The organism is Streptomyces sp. NPDC044719 (assembly GCF_056433405.1).
The window spans coordinates 1-17919 of sequence record NZ_JBWKHE010000018.1 but is presented as its reverse complement, the minus strand read 5'-3'; the positions used below and the strand labels follow the sequence as shown (position 1 = coordinate 17919).

Sequence of the window (17919 nt, the reverse complement as noted above, 5' to 3'; positions counted from 1 at the left end):
TTGGGCTTCCGTTGACGCGTGCACCGACTCAGGGACGAGTCGCCCGGGGGGACGCCGCCCGGAAACCATGAGTAGGGCTCAGTCCTGCGATCCTGACGGCCCGGGTACTGGAGCACCAACACCTCGGCTGGGTCGGAGAGTGCTCTCGACACCGGGTGGTAGTACGACGCCGAGCCACCGGCGTGCGGGAAGCACACCACGCGGACGCGGGCCCCCCGGCAGCGGGTGGAAGCACCTGATCCTCGGCGAGGGCCAGTGTTGTCCCCCAACGGGGGTTGGCGATAAAACACGCACGCTGCCGAGCAGGGACTGTAGATTCCTCCCTTGGGTTGCTCATTGAGGGAGCGACTCCTCATGTTGCGGTGTGTGTTGGGGGTATGGCTGTGTTGACGTTGGGTAAAGTCCTTCGGTTCGACGAGGTCAAGGGGTATGGGTTCATCGCGCCCAAGGAGGGTGGCGACGACGTGTTCATGCACGCGAATGACCTCCTTGACGAGAAGTTCCTGTATCAGGAGGGCAGCGAAGTAGAGTTCTTCTTGCAAATGGGAGAAAAAGGGCCCAAAGCATCGGAGATCCGTCTCGTCTACCAACCCTCTTCCCATCGGGTCACTCGGGGTGCGGAGGTCGACAGCGCGCCAACCGAGCGGCAGCCGGTGTTCTTGAGCGACACGGACGACGACGCCCTTGAAGCGGGTCCGCAGGACACCGCACGCTTCCGTGCCGACCTCACAGAAGCGCTGCTCGAACGAGCCGATACTCTCACTGCGGCACAGGTCAGAGAGGTCCGCGGCATTGTCGTCGAGCTGGCGAAATCACGACGGTGGATCGCCTCGTGACTGGGTGATGTCATTGTGGGCCAGGCATGGATGGACAGTCGGCTCGCCGTACTTGCCGCATCCTTCCTGCCTGGCCCGTTTCTTGGCTGGGCGGCGCAGGTCAAATACCTGGCTCACGAAAGCGGTTGATGGCGTCGACGTGCTGGGCGCGCTTCTCGTGGTCCCGCACACCCAGGCCCTCCTTGGGCGCCAGGCACAGCACGCCGACCTTGCCCTGGTGGAGGTTGCGGTGCACGTCGTAGGCGGCCTGCCCGGTCTCCTCCAGGGAGTAGACCTTCGACAGCGTCGGGTGGATCTTGCCCTTCACGATGAGCCGGTTGGCCTCCCAGGCCTCGCGGTAGTTGGCGAAGTGCGAGCCGATGATCCGCTTCAGCGACATCCACAGGTAGCGGTTGTCGTACTCGTGCATGTAGCCCGAGGTCGAGGCGCAGGTGACGATCGTGCCGCCCTTGCGGGTGACGAAGACGCTCGCGCCGAAGGTCTCGCGGCCCGGGTGCTCGAAGACGATGTCGACGTCCTCGCCGCCGGTGAGTTCGCGGATGCGCTTGCCGAAGCGCTTCCACTCGCGCGGGTCCTGGTGGTGCTCGTCCTTCCAGAACTTGTAGCGCTCCGCGGTGCGGTCGATGATCGCCTCGGCGCCCATGGCCCGGCAGATGTCGGCCTTCTGCTCGCTGGAGACGACACAGATCGGGTTGGCCCCGCCCGCGAGCGCGAACTGCGTGGCGTACGAGCCGAGTCCGCCGCTCGCGCCCCAGATCAGGACGTTGTCGCCCTGCTTCATGCCGGCGCCGTTGCGGGAGACCAACTGCCGGTAGGCGGTGGAGTTGACGAGGCCGGGGGCCGCCGCTTCCTCCCAGCTCAGGTGGTCCGGCTTGGGCATCAGCTGGTTCGACTTGACCAGCGCGACCTCGGCGAGACCGCCGAAGTTGGTCTCGAAGCCCCAGATGCGCTGCTCGGGGTCCAGCATCGTGTCGTTGTGGCCGTCGGAGGACTCCAGCTCGACCGACAGACAGTGCGCGACGACCTCGTCACCGGGCCGCCAGGCGTTGACGCCCGGGCCGGTGCGCAGGACGACGCCCGCGAGGTCGGAGCCGATGACGTGGTACGGCAGGTCGTGACGCTTGGCCTGCGGCGACAGCTTTCCGTACCGTTCCAGGAAGCGGAAGGTCGGCAGCGGTTCGAAGATCGCGGACCAGACGGTGTTGTAGTTGACCGAGGAGGCCATCACGGCCACCAGGGCCTCACCCGGCCCCACCTCCGGCACCGGAACGTCGTCGAGATGCAACGACTTGCGCGGATCCTTGTCCGCGGAAGGCGATCCCTCGAAGAGGTCGGCCTCTTCCTTTCGGACAACCGTGCCCCGGTAGCTCTCGGGGATGCGCAGACCGGCGAAGTCTTCGGAGGTCGCTTCGCCGGACAATACGGCGCTCACTATGGCTTCCATGTCACTACCTCGATATGCGGGGCGTCACTGGGCGGTGCGGCGTTGTCGATCGAGGCAGGAGACGAATCCCGACTCGGGTCCTTGAGGACCGTAAAAGGCCGACCTGCCCGCCGAAACCCCTACATCGCGGCCTCGTGCCCCTAGGAGGCTTGGACGGGCGAAGCCGTCTTGATCGGGTCAAGTTACTCCGGGCTTTGACCTGGGCAGACATGGGTGGGACCGCCTGGAGGGCGTTTCTCTACGCGGTGGCGTTCGTGCTGGTCAGCGGGGTGCGGGCTGGAGCGTGACAACCTGCTTGGGGATAGGGATCTCCAGCTTCGCGAGCAGGTCTCGCTGGGGCTTGGTCAGGGCGGTGACCTGCTGGAACGTTCCGGTGGGGCCGGTGAAGGTGCCCAGGTGGAGGCGGTCGAGTTCGCGTCGGATCCGCGGCCAGGTGCCCCCGGCGGTGGTCTCGGTGATCCTGATGAGCAGGAGGGCGAGCCAGCACAGGATGACGTGGGCGCGAATGCGTTCTTCGAGGCGGTGGTAGTCGGGCCGCAGGTCGATGATCTGTTTCATGTCGCGCCAGCCGCACTCGACTTCGAGCAGTTGCTTGTAGCCCAGGGCGATGTCCTCGGCGCTGAGATGGGGGTCCGAGCAGCGCAGGAGGTACTTCCCGTCGAGGTTCTCCTCCGCCTTGATCTTCGCTTGGTCGATGCGGAGCTTGCCGGCCGGGGTGGCGCGAAGGTAGCGGTTCAGGCCGGGCTTGTCGGCGATCCGCCCGCGCAGTTCGCCCCGCTTGAAGTCGCTGAGTTTGTCGGTGTCGGTGATCAAGTCGGCTAGCTGGGCTACGAGTTGTTCGCGCATGTGCCGGTCATGCTCGGCCGCTTCGTACTTCCTTCACGCGCATGTTCTCGCCGACGTCCTGGTAGCGGCCCTGCCGGCCGGGCCGCCGCCGATCACGACCAGGTCGTAGAAGTCGGCCGTCGGGGTCGTCGCCAGCCCAGAGAAGCCGCGGTCGGCCACCCACACGATCTTGGAGAGGGTCCAGTCCCGGATCTCGTCCTTGACCTGGCGGATCAGGGTCTGGTCGGAGGCGTTGCCCGGCCAGCACCAGCAGCGGACCGGGATCCCGTCCCGCGTGACCGCCATGCCGATGACGATCTGCGGCAGGTCGTCGCGGGAGTCCTTCGACTTGCCGTAGGTCCGGAACCCGGCCTGCGTCGCGTCGCCGTCTGCCTGGCCGCCCTCCAGCTTGCGGCCCGTGCTGTCGCGGGCGACCGGTTCGTCGGACTCCTCCAGCTCGAAGTAGGTGCTGGTGGTGTCGGAGGACAGCCGACTGGACGACGGTTTACTCCCGGAGAGCCTTCAGGCCCGGGACCTGGTGACGATCCTCGGGAACCTGATCGACAACGCCGTGGACGCCGCGCAGGGGAGCAGGCGGGCGCGGGCGACGGTGACGGCGTACACGGACGGTGCCGAGCTGGGTGCTGCGGGTCTCGGACACCGGGCCGGGGGGTGGATCCCGCGCACGCCGAGCTCGTCTTCCAGCGGTGCTTCTCCACGAAGCCGGGCGGGGCGAACGGGCGAGGGCTGGGCCCGGCGCTGGTGCGGCAGGCGGTCGCGCGGCACGAGGGGACACTGTCGGTGCGGAAGGCCGACGCGGGCGGGGCGGAGTTCGAGGTGCGGTTGCCGCTGCCTACGGCGGAGAAACCTACGGCGGCGGAACGTACGGCGGTCGAGTCCGCTCCGGTGCCAGGAGGTGACGCATGACGGTGGACGGGCACCCCATTCGCGTGCTGGTCGTGGAGGACGACCCGGTGGCGGCGGCCGCGCATGTCATGTACGTCGGCCGGGTGCCGGGTTTCGTGGCCGTCGGCAAGGTCCACACCGGGGCGGAGGCGCGGCGCGCGCTGGAACGGATACCGGTGGACCTGCTGCTGGATCTGCATCTGCCGGACGTGCACGGGCTGCAGCCGGCGCGGACGCTGCGGGCGGCCGGGTACCACGCGGACGTGATCGCGGTGACGTCGGCGCGGGATCTCGCGGTGGTGCGGGAGGGGGTCTCCCTGGGCGTCGTCCAGTACGTCCTGAAGCCGTTCACCTTCGCGACGCTGCGGGACCGGCTGGTGCGGTACGCGGAGTTCCACGCGGCGGCGGGCGAGGCGAGCGGGCAGGAAGAGGTCGACCGGGCGCTGGCCGTCCTGCGGGCGCCGGGGCCGGCCGCCCTGCCGAAGGGGCTGAGCGCGCCGACGCTGGAGCGGGTGACGGGCACCTTGCGGGAGGCCGAGGAAGGGCTCACGGCGGCCGGCGTCGCGGAGACCGTGGGGATCTCCCGGATCACGGCCCGGCGGTATCTGGAGCATCTGGTGTCGGCGGGCCGGGCAGGACGGAGTCCCTGTTACGGACAGGTCGGCAGGCCTGAACTGGTCTATCGGTGGGTCAGCAGCGCGCAGGGGCGCGGATAATGCCCATCGCGGGGGAAAGCCTCCAAAACGGTCTAGAAAAAACCTGAGAAACTCCCATCCTTCGAGGCCGGCGTGCGGAATAATCGCTACTCGGTAAACTTTCAACCGAGTAGCCTGAGCGACACCACGGCGGGTATTGCATGAGTGTCTACAGAACCGCCCAACTCCTTCTCGACATACGCCGGGCAGAGAAAGAGGGACCCATAAAGCTGGAACGGCGACGCGCCACGCGTCTGGCCGCGGCCGTGTCCCATGCCCGCACCCATTCACCCTATTATCGCGAGCTCTACAGCGGTCTGCCCGAATATGTCGGCGACATCACCACACTTCCCATAACGGACAAGAAAAGCCTCATGGGGCGGTTCGACGACTGGGTGACGGACCGTGATGTCTCACTGGAGCGGGCCGTCGCGTTCACCGACGACCCCGCACTCGTGGGGACGGACTTTCTCGGCAAATACCGGGTGGGCACCACGTCGGGCAGCAGCGGCGTCCGGGGCATCTTCGTGTTCGACAAGCGGAGCACGGCCGTCACCAGCGCGCTCGCCCTGCGTTCCTTCAAGAGCTGGCTTCGGCCGGCCGATGTGCGCGCCATCGTCCGGGGCGGCGGACGCATGGCGTACGTGATGGCGCTCGGCGGCCACTTCGCGTCCTCGACCGTGCTGCCGCGGTCCATCGTCAGGGACGGAAAGGGCAGCAAGACAGTGCGGGGCTTCTCCGTCTTCTCACCCCTGCCGGAGATCGTCGACGAGCTCAACCGGTTCCAGCCCAACATCCTGGTCGGCTACGCGGGCCAGGTGGCGCTCCTCGCCGGCGAGCAGGAGGCCGGCCGCCTGCGCATCTCCCCGCGGCTGGTCGTCCTGTCCGCCGAGGGCCTGACGGAACAGGGGTACGAGCGGATCGCGCGGGTCTTCGACGCCAGGATCGCGAACAGCTACAGCGCCACGGAGTTCATGTCGGCCGCGGTCAGCTGTGCGCACGGCTGGCTGCACGTCAACGCCGACTGGGTCATCCTGGAGCCGGTCGACGCCGAGCACCGCCCGGTGCCGGCCGGTGAACACTCGCACACCGTGCTGCTGACCAATCTCGCGAACCGCGTCCAGCCGATCCTGCGTTACGACCTCGGCGACTCCGTCCTCACCCGGCCCGATCCGTGCCCGTGCGGCAGTCCGTTCACCGCGATCCGCATCAAGGGGCGCTCCACCGAGGCGCTCACCTTCCACGATGTCCGCAGTCGTGCGGTCGGCGTCCCGCCGGGGGCACTGGCTCTCGTCGTGGACATGGCTCCGGGGCTTGAACTCGCGCAAGTGGTGCAGACGAGCCGGACGGCCCTGGGTGTGCGGGTCAAGCACGCGCGTGACGCCGACGCCGATCACGTGTGGAACAACGTGCGGTCCGAAGTCCACCGGTTCCTCGGCGAGCACGGCCTGCACAACGTCGAGGTCACGCTCGACACCGATGCGCCACAGCAGTCAGCGGGCGGCAAGTACCGCCTGATCATCCCTCTGGACGAGGCGCGCGAAGACGTCACCTGACGGGCCGCCGCGGACCTGCTGTGAGGACCGGGCGAGGAGCGGCTGAGGACCCCCCAAGGCCCGGCCGTCCTATCCTCGACCTCGTCAAAGAAACGAGTTCGGGATCGCCAGGGGCTTATGTGATCAAAGTCGGCATCTTCGAAGCGTTCCCGATCTTTGCCCACGGCTTGACCGACATACTCGTCCGCGCGGGTTTCACGGTCATCGGCGTGCACACCGTGTGGGAGGAGCGTCGTACCACTGGTGCGGACGTTTTTCTCGTCGCCCGGGAAACCGTGCACAACACATCGCCAGGCGCGTTCACCGCAGAGATCCCTCCCGGCGTACCGGTTGTTCTTATCGTCCCTGCCGGTGACAACCGGACCTTGGAGGAGTATCGGCGGGCCGGGGCAGCCGCCACGATCGACCGCAGTGCCCCGGCGAGTACCGTGGTCGAGGTGGTCAGAACCGTCACGTTCGACGGAATCGCACCCCATTCTCAACTCGCCGACGTGACCGAGCAGAACGTCGAACCCGGCGCACTGTCGCCCAGGGAACAACAGGTTCTCGCCCGGATCGCGGTCGGTCTGACGCACGGGCAAATAGCCCGCGCCCTGGCCATCAGCCCGCACACTGTCGACACGTACGTCAAGCGCATCAGATCGAAGCTCGATCTCGGCAACAAAGCCGAACTGACGCGCGCGGCGATGTTGAGCGGCCTCGATGCCGGGAGTGATGTTGGCGGTCAGGTGAGCGGCGTCGGGTAACCGGTTCGACGAGGGCACCTTTCAGTCCACCTTTCTCACGCCTCTTCGTTTGCGGAATTCTTATGCCCCTTCGTCTCCAGAATGGAGAACGTAGCCGTCGTGGGGCCGGTGGTCGCGGGAACGCCGTAGATCACTCATGACAAAAGTGCGCTGCAACCAGCGGTCCTGGCCGTCGTAGCGGGGCCGGAAAGCAGTGCGACCGTGTGCCGCCACCCTGTTGTCCACAACGGCGAGATCGCCGGGGATGAGATGAAACGTCTCGGCAGTGCTGTCGAAGAGCTCGCCCAACTCCAGAAGAGCGGCCGCGGCCGCCGATGTCCGGGGCGTCGTCGAGGCCAGGTCGACCCGGAGATCCGGGTCGTGCGGTGCGCCCGACAGGACGGCGTGAACGGGGGCCTGATCGCCGTCGAGGGCGAACGAGGACGGCGGTGCGGTCTGGAACTCCGCGCGGAACAGCGTTTCCCGGCTCTCGTCGCTGAGCGCGGAGAGTACCTGCCGCACACATACCGTTCGCAGCCCCGCGACGCCTTCCTGGTCCGATCGTAGACACAACAGCGACACATAGTCGGGACGGTGTTCATGGAACGCGCTCTCGATGTGGAACGACAGCAGCACCGATCCGGGATTGCCCTGGATTTCCTCCTGCCCGGGAACGGGGACGACGTCCTGAACGAGCGCCCCGGACTTCTCCTCCCGGAAGGCCGCCGGGTCGCCGAGACCATGCGCCATGAGAAGCAGAACGGCGGCGGAGACGGTCACCGTGGACTGCACCGAGCCCCTTGCATTGGGTGTGGGCGGAAGTGCCCCGGCGCCAACCGGCAGACCGCGGAATATGAGAGCACCATGACGGCCGGAATCTCGGCGAAACTCGCGCATCGTACGCCGTAACTGCCGCGGCATGTCCTCCCACACCTCCCTGGCCAGCCGGACGAACCCCTCACTGTCCACCCGCTCATGGCCGGCCGCACAGAGTCCTTCGGCTGTCCGGGCAACGGAATTCGCCTCGGCCCGGCTCAGCTCCACGACCGGGCTCCGCTCATCGACAGGTGCGGCAACAGTCATCACAACTCCCTGAGGGATCGCTGCCCCCCGTACTGGTTTAATTCGACGGCACGGCCGCCGGGCGATACCTCTTCTCCGGGTTAATCCTCGGTGCCGCCGCAGTCCTCGACATGTCCCGTAAAGACGGGACGTGATCCCCGCGGGTATTCGATCAATTCCCCATGGCTCGTGCGCCGGTCTAGCCGGAAGCGTTCTTTGCGACCAGAGCATTGCCGAACATTGCCACAGGGTTGGCCTTCAGCCAGTAGCGGTCGCGCCGGAAGGCATACGTGGGAAGCTCGACGGGCACGTCCGGCACGCCCAGCGCGGACAGCGTCCGCCGCCAGGCGACCGGTGCGCCACTCACGTGCGCCTGGGCAATGGCCCGCAGCACACCGTCACCGGGCCGCAGGCCCTCGTTCAGGGCGGCGGGCTCGGCTCGTGTCAGGGCGACGCTGCCGGCCAGTGCGCCGATGGCCGCCTTGTGGGTCTCCTGGGTCTCGTCTGTCTCGCGTTCTCGTGACCAATAGCCAGGCGTCAGCAGGCGCTCGTACACGAGTGGTTCACCGGTCGGGGCGGAGACGCAGGGCAAGCGCGCCGGGTGAAGCCTCACATGCTTCACCGCGCGCCGAAACTCCTCCTCGGCCGCCGGTCCCGCCGCCTTCGGCAGTCGGCCCGCGGCGACGACCAGGGTGGCCGCGTCCTCGAGGGTCAGTGTCCCGGCCGCGTGAACAGCGGCGATCAGGCCGAGGCCCTGCCCGGCCGAGACCTCCGGTTCGAGGCCCAGCTGGTGCAGCAAAGCGCCTGACGCGACCTCATGGGCGAAGGACGCCGCGCGAGTCACCACCGGATCGGGTGTCACCCCGTCCGGGTCCAGGCCCAGTGCGATGTCTCGCGTCGGGGATTCCAGGCCTGCGTAGGCGGCATCGAGGCACGCGCACGCCTCGTCCAGTGCGTCGGCGAAGGCCGGGAAGCGGTCGTACAGCTCCTTCGCGGCGCCCTTGCGCCGGCTTTCGGCTCCGAGGGAGCGTGCCCCCTGCTCCGTGACCCCTGTGAGATTCGTGATCCCCGTGAAGAGGAGCCCGGTCCTGGTGTCCGTCGCGGCCCTGCCGCCCACCATCTGCTCCGGGGCTTCGCCCCGCTGCACGGCCGCCAGCGCCGCCAGCAGCTCATCCCGGTCCTCGGCGAACAGCACGGCCCGGTGTTCGAACGCCGACCGGGTGGTCGCCAGAGACCAGGCGAGGTCGTGCGGCCCGGTCTCCGGGTGGTCTGCCATGAACTCCTTCAGCCTGCACGCCTGTTCCCGCAGCCCGTCACGGCTCCGGGACGACACGAGTACCGGCACCGGGCCGGCACGGTGGTGCTCCGAGGCAGGGGTGATCGCGGAGGTCTGGTCCGCGAACGGTAGTGGCGGCATGTCCTGTTCGAGAATGATGTGCGCTTTGGTGCCACTGGCTCCGAAAGAGGAGACCGCGGCGCGCCGCGGCCGGCCCGTGTCCGGCCACGGCACCGTCTCGGTCAGCAGCGAGACCGCTCCGGAATCCCAGTCCGTCCGTGGCGAGCGGGATTCGGCGTACAGGGTCTTCGGCAGCACACCGCGGCGTATCGCCATGACCATCTTGATGACGCCGACCAGGCCGGAAGCCGCCTGCGAGTGACCGATGTTGGACTTGACCGTGCCCAGCCGCACAGGCCGGTCCGCCGGACGGTCCTGACCGTAGGCGGCCAGCAGCGCCTGCGCCTCGATCGCGTCGCCTAGAGGGCTGCCCGTGCTATGCGTCTCCACCGCGTCGACCTCGTCCGCGGACAGCCCGGCGTTCGCCAGCGCCTGGCGGATCAGCCGTTGCTGCGACGGACCGTTGGGGGCCGACAGGCCGTTGCTCGCACCGTTGTTGTTGACGGCGGATCCCCGGATCACCGCGAGGACCGGGTGGCCGAGGCGGCGGGCCTCAGACAGCCGCTCGATCATCACCATCGCCGCACCCTCACCCCAGCCGGTCCCGTCGGCATCCGCGGAGAACGCCCGGCAACGGCCGTCGGAGGCGATACCGCCATGGTCCGGCATGCCCATCGGGCTGGACAGCACGGTCACCCCGCCGACGAGTGCGGAGGAGCAGTCGCCCCGGCGCACCGCCTGACACGCCAGGTGCAGCGCCACCCCCGATGACGAGCATCCGGTGTCCGTCGTGAGGGTGGGACCCTCCAGGCCGAGTGCGTAGGCGATCCGCCCGGAGGCGAACATGGGGCTGACTCCCGTCCCGAGGAACGGTTTGACGTCCTCGGCGATCCCGTCCGGGCCCGCCCAGTACGCCTGGTAGAAGGTACCGACGTAAACACCAGTGCCGCTTCCGCGCATCGTCCGCGAGTCGATACCCGCCCGTTCGATCGCTTCCCAGGACATCTCCAGCAGCAGCCGCTGCTGCGGGTCCATTGCCAGCGCCTCTTCAGCGGAGATTCCGAAGAACTCGGCGTCGAACTCGGCGGCGCTGTCGATGAATCCGCCCTTACGGATCCAGCGTCCGCCGGCCAGGTCCACCCCGAGTTCCGCCAGCCGCTCCACGGCCTCCCAGCCGCGGTCGCCCGGCAGGTCGGAGATCGCATCCCGGCCTGCCATGACCAGCTCCCACAGCTGCTCCGGTGACTCCACTCCGCCCGGCAGACGGCAGCTCATTCCGACGATCGCGACCGGGTCGTCGTCAGCACCCGTGATGACCGCGGCTGTCTCGGCGGCGGTCTCCGTCAGGGCATCGTCCTCGGTGCCCATCACCACCGCCCGGACATAGCGGGCCAGCGCGTGCGGCGTGGGGTGGTCGAAGGCCAACGAGACCGGCAGGCGCAGTCCGGTGACCTCGTTGAGCCGATTGCGCATTTCGACGGCGGTCACCGAGTTGAGGCCGAGGTCCATGAACTGCCGGTCGCCGTCCACCTCGTCCCCGGAACCGTGCCCGAGTACGGCGGCGGCCTGGGCCCGCACCAGCGCCAGTACCGTCCGGTGCTGCTCGGCGGGGGGCATCCCGGCCAGGCTGTCGGCCAAGCGGTCGGTCAGCGCGGAGCGGGACGCGGACTCCTCGTGGGCGCCTTCGTGAGCGCTTTCCGACGGGCGGTGGAGCTGTTGGACGTCGGACAGGTCGTCGAGGAACGGGCGGGGCCGGGCGGCTGTGTAGAGGGAAGCGAAGCGTCCCCAGTCCACATCGCTGACGGTAAGAGCGGTCTCGTCCTGGTCCAGCGCCTGGTGCAGGACCGAGATCGCCTGCTCCGGATCCATCGCGCGCATACCGAGCCGGGCGAACGCCTCTGCCACGTCTTCCTGGCCGGCCATCAGTCCTTCGCCGTGCCACATGCCCCAGGCCAGCGAGGTCGCGACCGCGCCCCGTGCCCGACGCTGTTCCGCCAGCGCATCGAGATGGGCATTCGCCGCCGCGTACGCCCCCTGCCCACTGCCACCCCACACCCCGGCATTCGACGAGAACAGCACAAACGCATCCAGCCGGCCGGAATCCAGCAACTCATCCAGCGCCGTCGCACCCAGCGCCTTCGCCCCCAGCGCCTCGGCGAGATCCGACACCTCAGCGTCCGCCAGCGCCACGAAACGTCCGGGAACACCTGCCGCATGCACCACCGAACGCACCGGTGACCCTTCCGCCTCCAGGCTGTCCAGCAGCCCGGCCAGCGCGACACGATCCGCCATGTCACAGGCGGCGAACGACACCCGGGCACCGAGCTGCTCCAGCTGTGCCGCCAAGTGCCCGGCACCCTCGGCGCCGGCTCCGCGCCGGCTCGCCAGCACCACATGCTCCGCACCCAACGACGCCAGCCACCGCGCCACATGGCCGCCCAGGCCGCCCGTACCACCGGTCACCAGCACCGTGCCATCCGGACGCCACGGCCTCACCGCCGCCGAAGGCTCCAACGGCGCACGCACCAGACGCCGTACGAACACCCCCGAATCACGCACCGCCAGCTGATCCTCATCCCCCACCCCGGCCAGCACCGCAGCCAGCCGCTGCGCCGCCGACCCGTCCGCCACCTCCGGGACATCCACCAGACCACCCCAACGATCCGGCTCCTCCAGACCCGCCACCCGGCCCAGACCCCACACCTGCGCCTGCACCGGCCGCGGACCCTGATCCACGCCCTCCACGCCCTCCACGCCATCCACGCCGCCCGTGCCGCCCGTGCCGCCCGTGCCGTCCACGGACACCGCGCCCCGCGTCACACACCACAAACGCCCCGGAATACGCGCATCGCCCAGGGCCTGGAACAGCGTCAGCGTTCCAGCCAGCCCCGCCGACACCGCCCCGGACTCCTCCAGCGGGGACTCCTGCCACCCCAGGAACGACACCACCCCACCCACACGGGACACCTCGCCGTCCGGCACCGCCGCGGCCAGCATCGCGGCCCACGCCCGGCGATCCGGCCGAGCGGTATCCACCTCCACCCGCCGCACCTCAGCACCCGCCGCCACCAACACCTCCGCGGCCGCCGACACCCACCCCTCCCGCTCCCCCAGCCCGGACACCAGCAACCACGTCCCCGACACACCCCCGGCCACCGGCACAGAAACCGCCACCGGACGCCACACCACCCGATACCGCCACGAATCCACCGAGCTACTACCAACACCCCCCGCCCCCACCTCCGACTCCAGCCAGTACCGCCGGCGCTGGAAGGCATACGTGGGCAGCTCCACCCGCTGCCCGCCGGGCAGCAGCGCCGTCCAGTCGACATCGGCACCATGGACGTAGGCCTGGGCCAGTGCGGTGGTGAGGGACTGCGGCTCGGGACGATCCTGACGCAGGAGCGGTAGGACCAGCCGGGGCGTGCCGGACTCTTCGTGCTCTTCGAGGGTTTCCTCGGCCATCGCGGCCAGCACACCTCCCGGCCCCACCTCCAGGAACACGTTCACACCCTCACCAGCCAGAGTGCGGATACCGTCAGCGAACCGCACCGCCGCCCGCACATGCCGCACCCAATACTCCGCCGACTCCAACTCCCCCGGCCCCGCGATCCGGCCCGTCACATTGGAGACCACCGGAATCCTCGGCGGCCGGTAACCCACCTGACGGGCCACCTCCTCGAACTGCTCCAGCATCGGCTCCATCAACGGCGAATGAAACGCATGACTGACCGACAGCCGACGACTGCGCCGCCCCGGGAAACAGGCCACCACCCGCTCCACCGCCTGCGCCTCGCCGGAGAACACCACCGACCGCGGCCCATTGACCGCCGCCACATCCACCCGCCCCCCACACTCCTGAAGAGCTTGCAGGGCTTGCAGGGCTTCGGCCTCACCGGCCTGCACCGCCACCATCACCCCACCAGGCGGCAACGCCTGCATCAACCGGCCCCGCGCAGCCACCAGCCGACCCGCATCCTCCAGCGACATCACCCCCGCCACATGCGCCGCCGCCAACTCCCCCACCGAATGCCCCAACAGGTAATCCACACCCACACCCCAGCTGTCCAGCAGCCGGAACAACGCCACCTCCACCGCGAACAACGCACCCTGCGTGAACCGGGTCTGCTCCAACCGGACACCATCAGCGAAAACACCGGCATCCACACCCACCGCCCGGCACGCCTCCCCCAACGCATCGGCGAACACCGGATACACCCCGGCAAGCTCCGCCCCCATCCCCACCCGCTGCGCACCCTGCCCCGACAACAACAACCCCGTACGCACCCCACCCGCCACACCCTCGGACGACACGGCACGCAGCCCGGCCAGCAGCTCGCCCCGGTCCCCGCCCGCACCCAGCACCACCGCCCGGTGCTCCAGCACCGACCGCGCCGACGCCAGCGACCACCCCACATCCACCGGATCCAGATCCGGGCGCGCCTCCGCATACTCCGCCAGCCGCCCCGCCTGCGCCGCCAGGGCTTCAGCACTGCGCCCCGACACCACCCACGGCACCACCACACCCGGGACAGGAACCTCCCGGCCATCCGCCTCCGCCCTCGGGGCCTCCTCCACGATCACATGCGCATTCGTCCCACTGATCCCGAACGACGACACCCCCGCCCGACGCGCACGGTCCCCCGTCCGCGGCCACTGCCGCGTCTCGGTCAGCAACTCCACCGCACCCGCCGACCAGTCCACATGCGGCGACGCCTCCCCCACATGCAACGTCCGCGGCAACACCCCATGCCCCAGCGCCAACACCATCTTGATCACACCCGCCACACCCGCCGCCGCCTGCGTATGCGCGATATTCGACTTCACCGACCCCAGCCACAACGGCCGCCCCTCCGGCCGGCCTTGACCGTAGGTCGCCAGCAACGCCTGCGCCTCGATCGGATCCCCCAACGCGGTCCCCGTACCATGCGCCTCCACGGCATCCACGTCCCCGGCATCAAGACGCGCACTGGCAAGTGCAGCGCGGATCACCCGCTGCTGCGACGGCCCATTCGGCGCCGTGAGCCCACTACTCGCCCCGTCCTGATTCACCGCACTGCCGCGCACCACCGCCAGCACCTCATGCCCATTCCGCCGGGCATCCGACAACCGCTCCAGCACCAGCACACCCACACCCTCACCCCAGCCGACACCATCAGCGTCCGCCGAGAAGGACTTGCACCGCCCATCCCGCGCCAACCCACGCTGCCGACTGAAACCGACGAACGGATAGGGGTTGACCAGGACGGACACGCCGCCGGTGAGCGCCATCGAGCATTCGCCGGCACGGAGTGCCTGAGCGGCGAGGTGCAGCGCCACGAGGGACGACGAGCACGCCGTGTCCACCGTCACCGCCGGCCCCTCAAGACCCAGCGCATACGAGATCCGGCCGGAGAGCAGGCTGGACGATCCGCCGGTGATGGCGTAGCCCTCCGCGCTGTCGGGGATCTGCCGGCTGCCGGAGACGTAGTCGGACCGGGCCGCCCCGGCGAACACCCCGACCTCGCGGCCACGGAGCGAGGCCGGGTCGATCCCCGCGCGTTCGATCGCCTGCCAGGACGCCTCCAGGAGCAGCCGCTGCTGCGGATCCATGGACAGTGCCTCGCGGGGTGAGATTCCGAAGAATGCCGCGTCGAAGTCACCGGCCCCGTAGACGAACGCGCCCTCGCGTGCGTAACTCTTGCCGGGCACATCAGGGTCCGGGTCGTACAGCGATTCCAGGTCCCAGCCCCGGTCATCAGGGAACTCGGCGACCGCATCTTCGCCCCCGACGAGCAACCGCCAATAGTCCTCAGGGGATTCGATGCCCCCGGGAAAACGGCACCCGATTCCGGTGATCGCTATCGGTTCCCTCGACTTGGCCTCGGCGGCATGCAGCCGCTGCCGGGTCTCGGACAGGTCTGTCATGACGCGCTTGAGGTAACCCCGAAGCTTGTCTTCCACGCCGACCATTTCGCTCTTTCTCCCACTCGATAAAGTGCCGATCAGGAGGGCGTATTACTCAAGCCCGAGTTCTTCGTCGATCAGCGCGAACATTTCGTCGTCCGTGGCGGACTCGATCACGGATCGGTCGATGACGCCGTTGGCCTTGGGGTCCGGTCCGCCGTCGTCCACCTTCCAGAGCAGATCCCGTAGGCGCTCGACGAGCTGGGTGCGTGCGCCGTCGGTGACGGACTCCGCCAGCACGGCCGCCTCGATCTGCCGGAGGCTTTCGAGGAGGGACTCCTGGCTGTCGCCCCCGTCCTGTGCCAGTTCGGCCTGGAGATGCCGGCTGAGCGCGGAAGGGTTGGGGTGGTCGTAGATGACCGAGGGAGGGAGTTTGAGTCCGGTCACCGCGTTGAGCCGGTTCCGTAGTTCCACCGCGGTGAGGGAGGAGAAGCCCGATTCGAGGAAGCCGCGCTGGGAGTCGATCTCCTGGAACTCCGCATGCCCCAGAACGGCACCGGCCTCGCCGCGAACCAGGTCCAGGAGCATCCGGCGTTGCTCGGCCGGGGGCATTCCGGTCAAGCGCTGGGCGAGGGGGGAGCGGGGCGCGGAGTCCGTCTGCGCCGCAGGGATGTGCGCAGTCAGCTGGGCGTCGGGCAGCTCGTCCAGCAGGGTGCTCGGCCGGGCCGCTGTGTAGAGGGAAGCGAAGCGTTTCCAGTCCATGTCGGTGACGCTGAGGACGGTCTCGTTCTGGTCCAGCGCCTGGTGCAGCACCGAGATCGCCCGATCCGGATCCATCGCGCGCAGCCCGCGAAGGCTCAGCTCCTCCCCCATGCCCTGTTCATTGGCCAGTCCTTCGCCGTGCCACATGCCCCAGGCCAGCGAGGTCGCGACCGCGCCCCGTGCCCGACGCTGTTCCGCCAGCGCATCGAGATGGGCATTCGCCGCCGCGTACGCCCCCTGCCCACTGCCACCCCACACCCCGGCATTCGACGAGAACAGCACAAACGCATCCAGCCTGCCGGAATCCAGCAACTCATCCAGCGCCGTCGCACCCAGCGCCTTCGCCCCCAGCGCCTCGGCGAGATCCGACACCTCAGCGTCCGCCAGCGCCACGAAACGTCCGGGAACACCTGCCGCATGCACCACCGAACGCACCGGTGACCCTTCCGCCTCCAGGCTGTCCAGCAGCCCGGCCAGCGCGACACGATCCGCCATGTCACAGGCGGCGAACGACACCCGGGCACCGAGCTGCTCCAGCTGTGCCGCCAAGTGCCCGGCACCCTCGGCGCCGGCTCCGCGCCGGCTCGCCAGCACCACATGCTCCGCACCCAACGACGCCAGCCACCGCGCCACATGGCCGCCCAGGCCGCCCGTACCGCCGGTCACCAGCACCGTGCCATCCGGACGCCACGGCCTCACCGCGGCCGAAGGCTCCAACGGGGCGCGCACCAGACGCCGTACGAACACCCCCGAATCACGCACCGCCAGCTGATCCTCATCCCCCACCCCGGCCAGCACCGCAGCCAGCCGCTGCGCCGCCGGCACGTCCGCCACCTCCGGGACATCCACCAGACCACCCCAACGATCCGGCTCCTCCAGACCCGCCACCCGGCCCAGACCCCACACCTGCGCCTGCACCGGCCGCGGACCCTGATCCACGCCCTCCACGCCGCCCGTGCCGCCCGTGCCGTCCACGGACACCGCGCCCCGCGTCACACACCACAAACGCCCCGGAATACGCGCATCGCCCAGGGCCTGGAACAGCGTCAGCGTTCCAGCCAGCCCCGCCGACACCGCCCCGGACTCCTCCAGCGGGGACTCCTGCCACCCCAGGAACGACACCACCCCACCCACACGGGACACCTCGCCGTCCGGCACCGCCGCGGCCAGCATCGCGGCCCACGCCCGGCGATCCGGCCGAGCGGTATCCACCTCCACCCGCCGCACCTCGGCACCCGCCGCCACCAACACCTCCGCGGCCGCCGACACCCACCCCTCCCGCTCCCCCAGCCCGGACACCAGCAACCACGTCCCCGACACACCCCCGGCCACCGGCACAGAAACCGCCACCGGACGCCACACCACCCGATACCGCCACGAATCCACCGAGCTACTACCAACACCCCCCGCCCCCACCTCCGACTCCAGCCAGTACCGCCGGCGCTGGAAGGCATACGTAGGCAGCTCCACCCGCTGCCCGCCGGGCAGCAGCGCCGTCCAGTCGACATCGGCACCATGGACGTAGGCCTGCGCCACCGAGGTGGCGAAGCGCTCCATACCACCCTCGTCACGACGCAGCGATCCCACCACGACACCCGGCACATCCACCGCGGCGATCGTCTCGGTGATCCCCGGCGTCAGCACCGGATGCGGACTGCACTCGATGAACAGCCCATACCCCTGCGCCAGCAGACTCCTAGTCGCCGTCTCGAACTCCACCGGCTGCCGCAAATTACGCACCCAGTACCCGGCATCCAGCCGCTCGGTCGACAGCCAGTCACCGGTGACCGTGGAACAAAACGGCACCCGCGACACCACCGGCTCCA

The 17919-nt window shown here is 69.0% G+C and carries 8 protein-coding genes and 4 pseudogenes; 5 read left to right on the top strand and 7 right to left on the bottom strand.

All coding sequences use genetic code 11. The annotated features are described in order from the left end of the window. Positions 1 to 74: 74 nt before the first annotated feature. Positions 75 to 240: pseudogene (locus tag AC07DF_RS40935) on the bottom strand (thioesterase II family protein); the annotation flags it as partial. A 137-nt stretch (positions 241 to 377) separates the two neighbouring features. On the opposite strand from AC07DF_RS40935, the gene AC07DF_RS40930 reads away from it, so the two are divergent. Next, complete coding sequence (locus AC07DF_RS40930) at positions 378 to 836, top strand: cold-shock protein (protein ID WP_478982627.1); 459 nt, start codon at positions 378 to 380, stop codon at positions 834 to 836. 100 nt (positions 837 to 936) lie between these two features. Here the strand turns inward: AC07DF_RS40930 and ccrA are convergent, their stop codons facing one another. From ccrA to AC07DF_RS40915, 3 genes and pseudogenes are all read right to left on the bottom strand, one after another. Then, the gene (gene ccrA / locus AC07DF_RS40925) at positions 937 to 2280 is read right to left on the bottom strand and encodes a crotonyl-CoA carboxylase/reductase (protein WP_478982625.1); all 1344 of its coding nucleotides are present in this window, start codon (positions 2278 to 2280) and stop codon (positions 937 to 939) included. A 261-nt stretch (positions 2281 to 2541) separates the two neighbouring features. After that, positions 2542 to 3138 (bottom strand): annotated as a pseudogene (locus tag AC07DF_RS40920) (IS1634 family transposase); the annotation flags it as partial. A gap of 186 nt (positions 3139 to 3324) precedes the next feature. Beyond that, positions 3325 to 3561: pseudogene (locus AC07DF_RS40915) on the bottom strand (IS1634 family transposase); the annotation flags it as partial. A 13-nt stretch (positions 3562 to 3574) separates the two neighbouring features. Here AC07DF_RS40915 and AC07DF_RS40910 point away from each other — a divergent pair. The 4 genes and pseudogenes from AC07DF_RS40910 to AC07DF_RS40895 all read left to right on the top strand — a co-directional run. Further along, a pseudogene (locus AC07DF_RS40910) lies at positions 3575 to 4032 on the top strand (sensor histidine kinase); the annotation flags it as partial. Continuing rightward, positions 4029 to 4727 (top strand): response regulator, encoded by a 699-nt coding sequence (locus AC07DF_RS40905; protein ID WP_478982623.1) that lies wholly within the window; start codon positions 4029 to 4031, stop codon positions 4725 to 4727. The pseudogene AC07DF_RS40910 and the gene AC07DF_RS40905, both read left to right, overlap by 4 nt. Positions 4728 to 4867: 140 nt before the next feature. Then, the gene (locus AC07DF_RS40900; RefSeq protein ID WP_478982620.1) at positions 4868 to 6262 is read left to right on the top strand and encodes a phenylacetate--CoA ligase family protein; all 1395 of its coding nucleotides are present in this window, start codon (positions 4868 to 4870) and stop codon (positions 6260 to 6262) included. A 119-nt stretch (positions 6263 to 6381) separates the two neighbouring features. Further along, positions 6382 to 7008: a helix-turn-helix transcriptional regulator gene (locus tag AC07DF_RS40895; RefSeq protein ID WP_478982618.1), complete on the top strand. Its 627-nt coding sequence runs from the start codon at positions 6382 to 6384 to the stop codon at positions 7006 to 7008. Between the two features lie 60 nt (positions 7009 to 7068). Here AC07DF_RS40895 and AC07DF_RS40890 read toward each other — a convergent pair whose 3' ends face one another. The 3 genes from AC07DF_RS40890 to AC07DF_RS40880 all read right to left on the bottom strand — a co-directional run. Continuing rightward, on the bottom strand, positions 7069 to 8070 hold the full coding sequence (locus AC07DF_RS40890) for a TauD/TfdA family dioxygenase (RefSeq protein WP_454366262.1): 1002 nt from the start codon (positions 8068 to 8070) through the stop codon (positions 7069 to 7071). Between the two features lie 178 nt (positions 8071 to 8248). Then, positions 8249 to 15388, bottom strand: a complete 7140-nt coding sequence (locus tag AC07DF_RS40885) for a type I polyketide synthase (protein ID WP_478982667.1) — start codon at positions 15386 to 15388, stop codon at positions 8249 to 8251. A 54-nt stretch (positions 15389 to 15442) separates the two neighbouring features. Then, on the bottom strand, positions 15443 to 17919 hold a 2477-nt coding region (locus AC07DF_RS40880), incomplete at its 5' end, for a beta-ketoacyl reductase (RefSeq protein ID WP_478982616.1).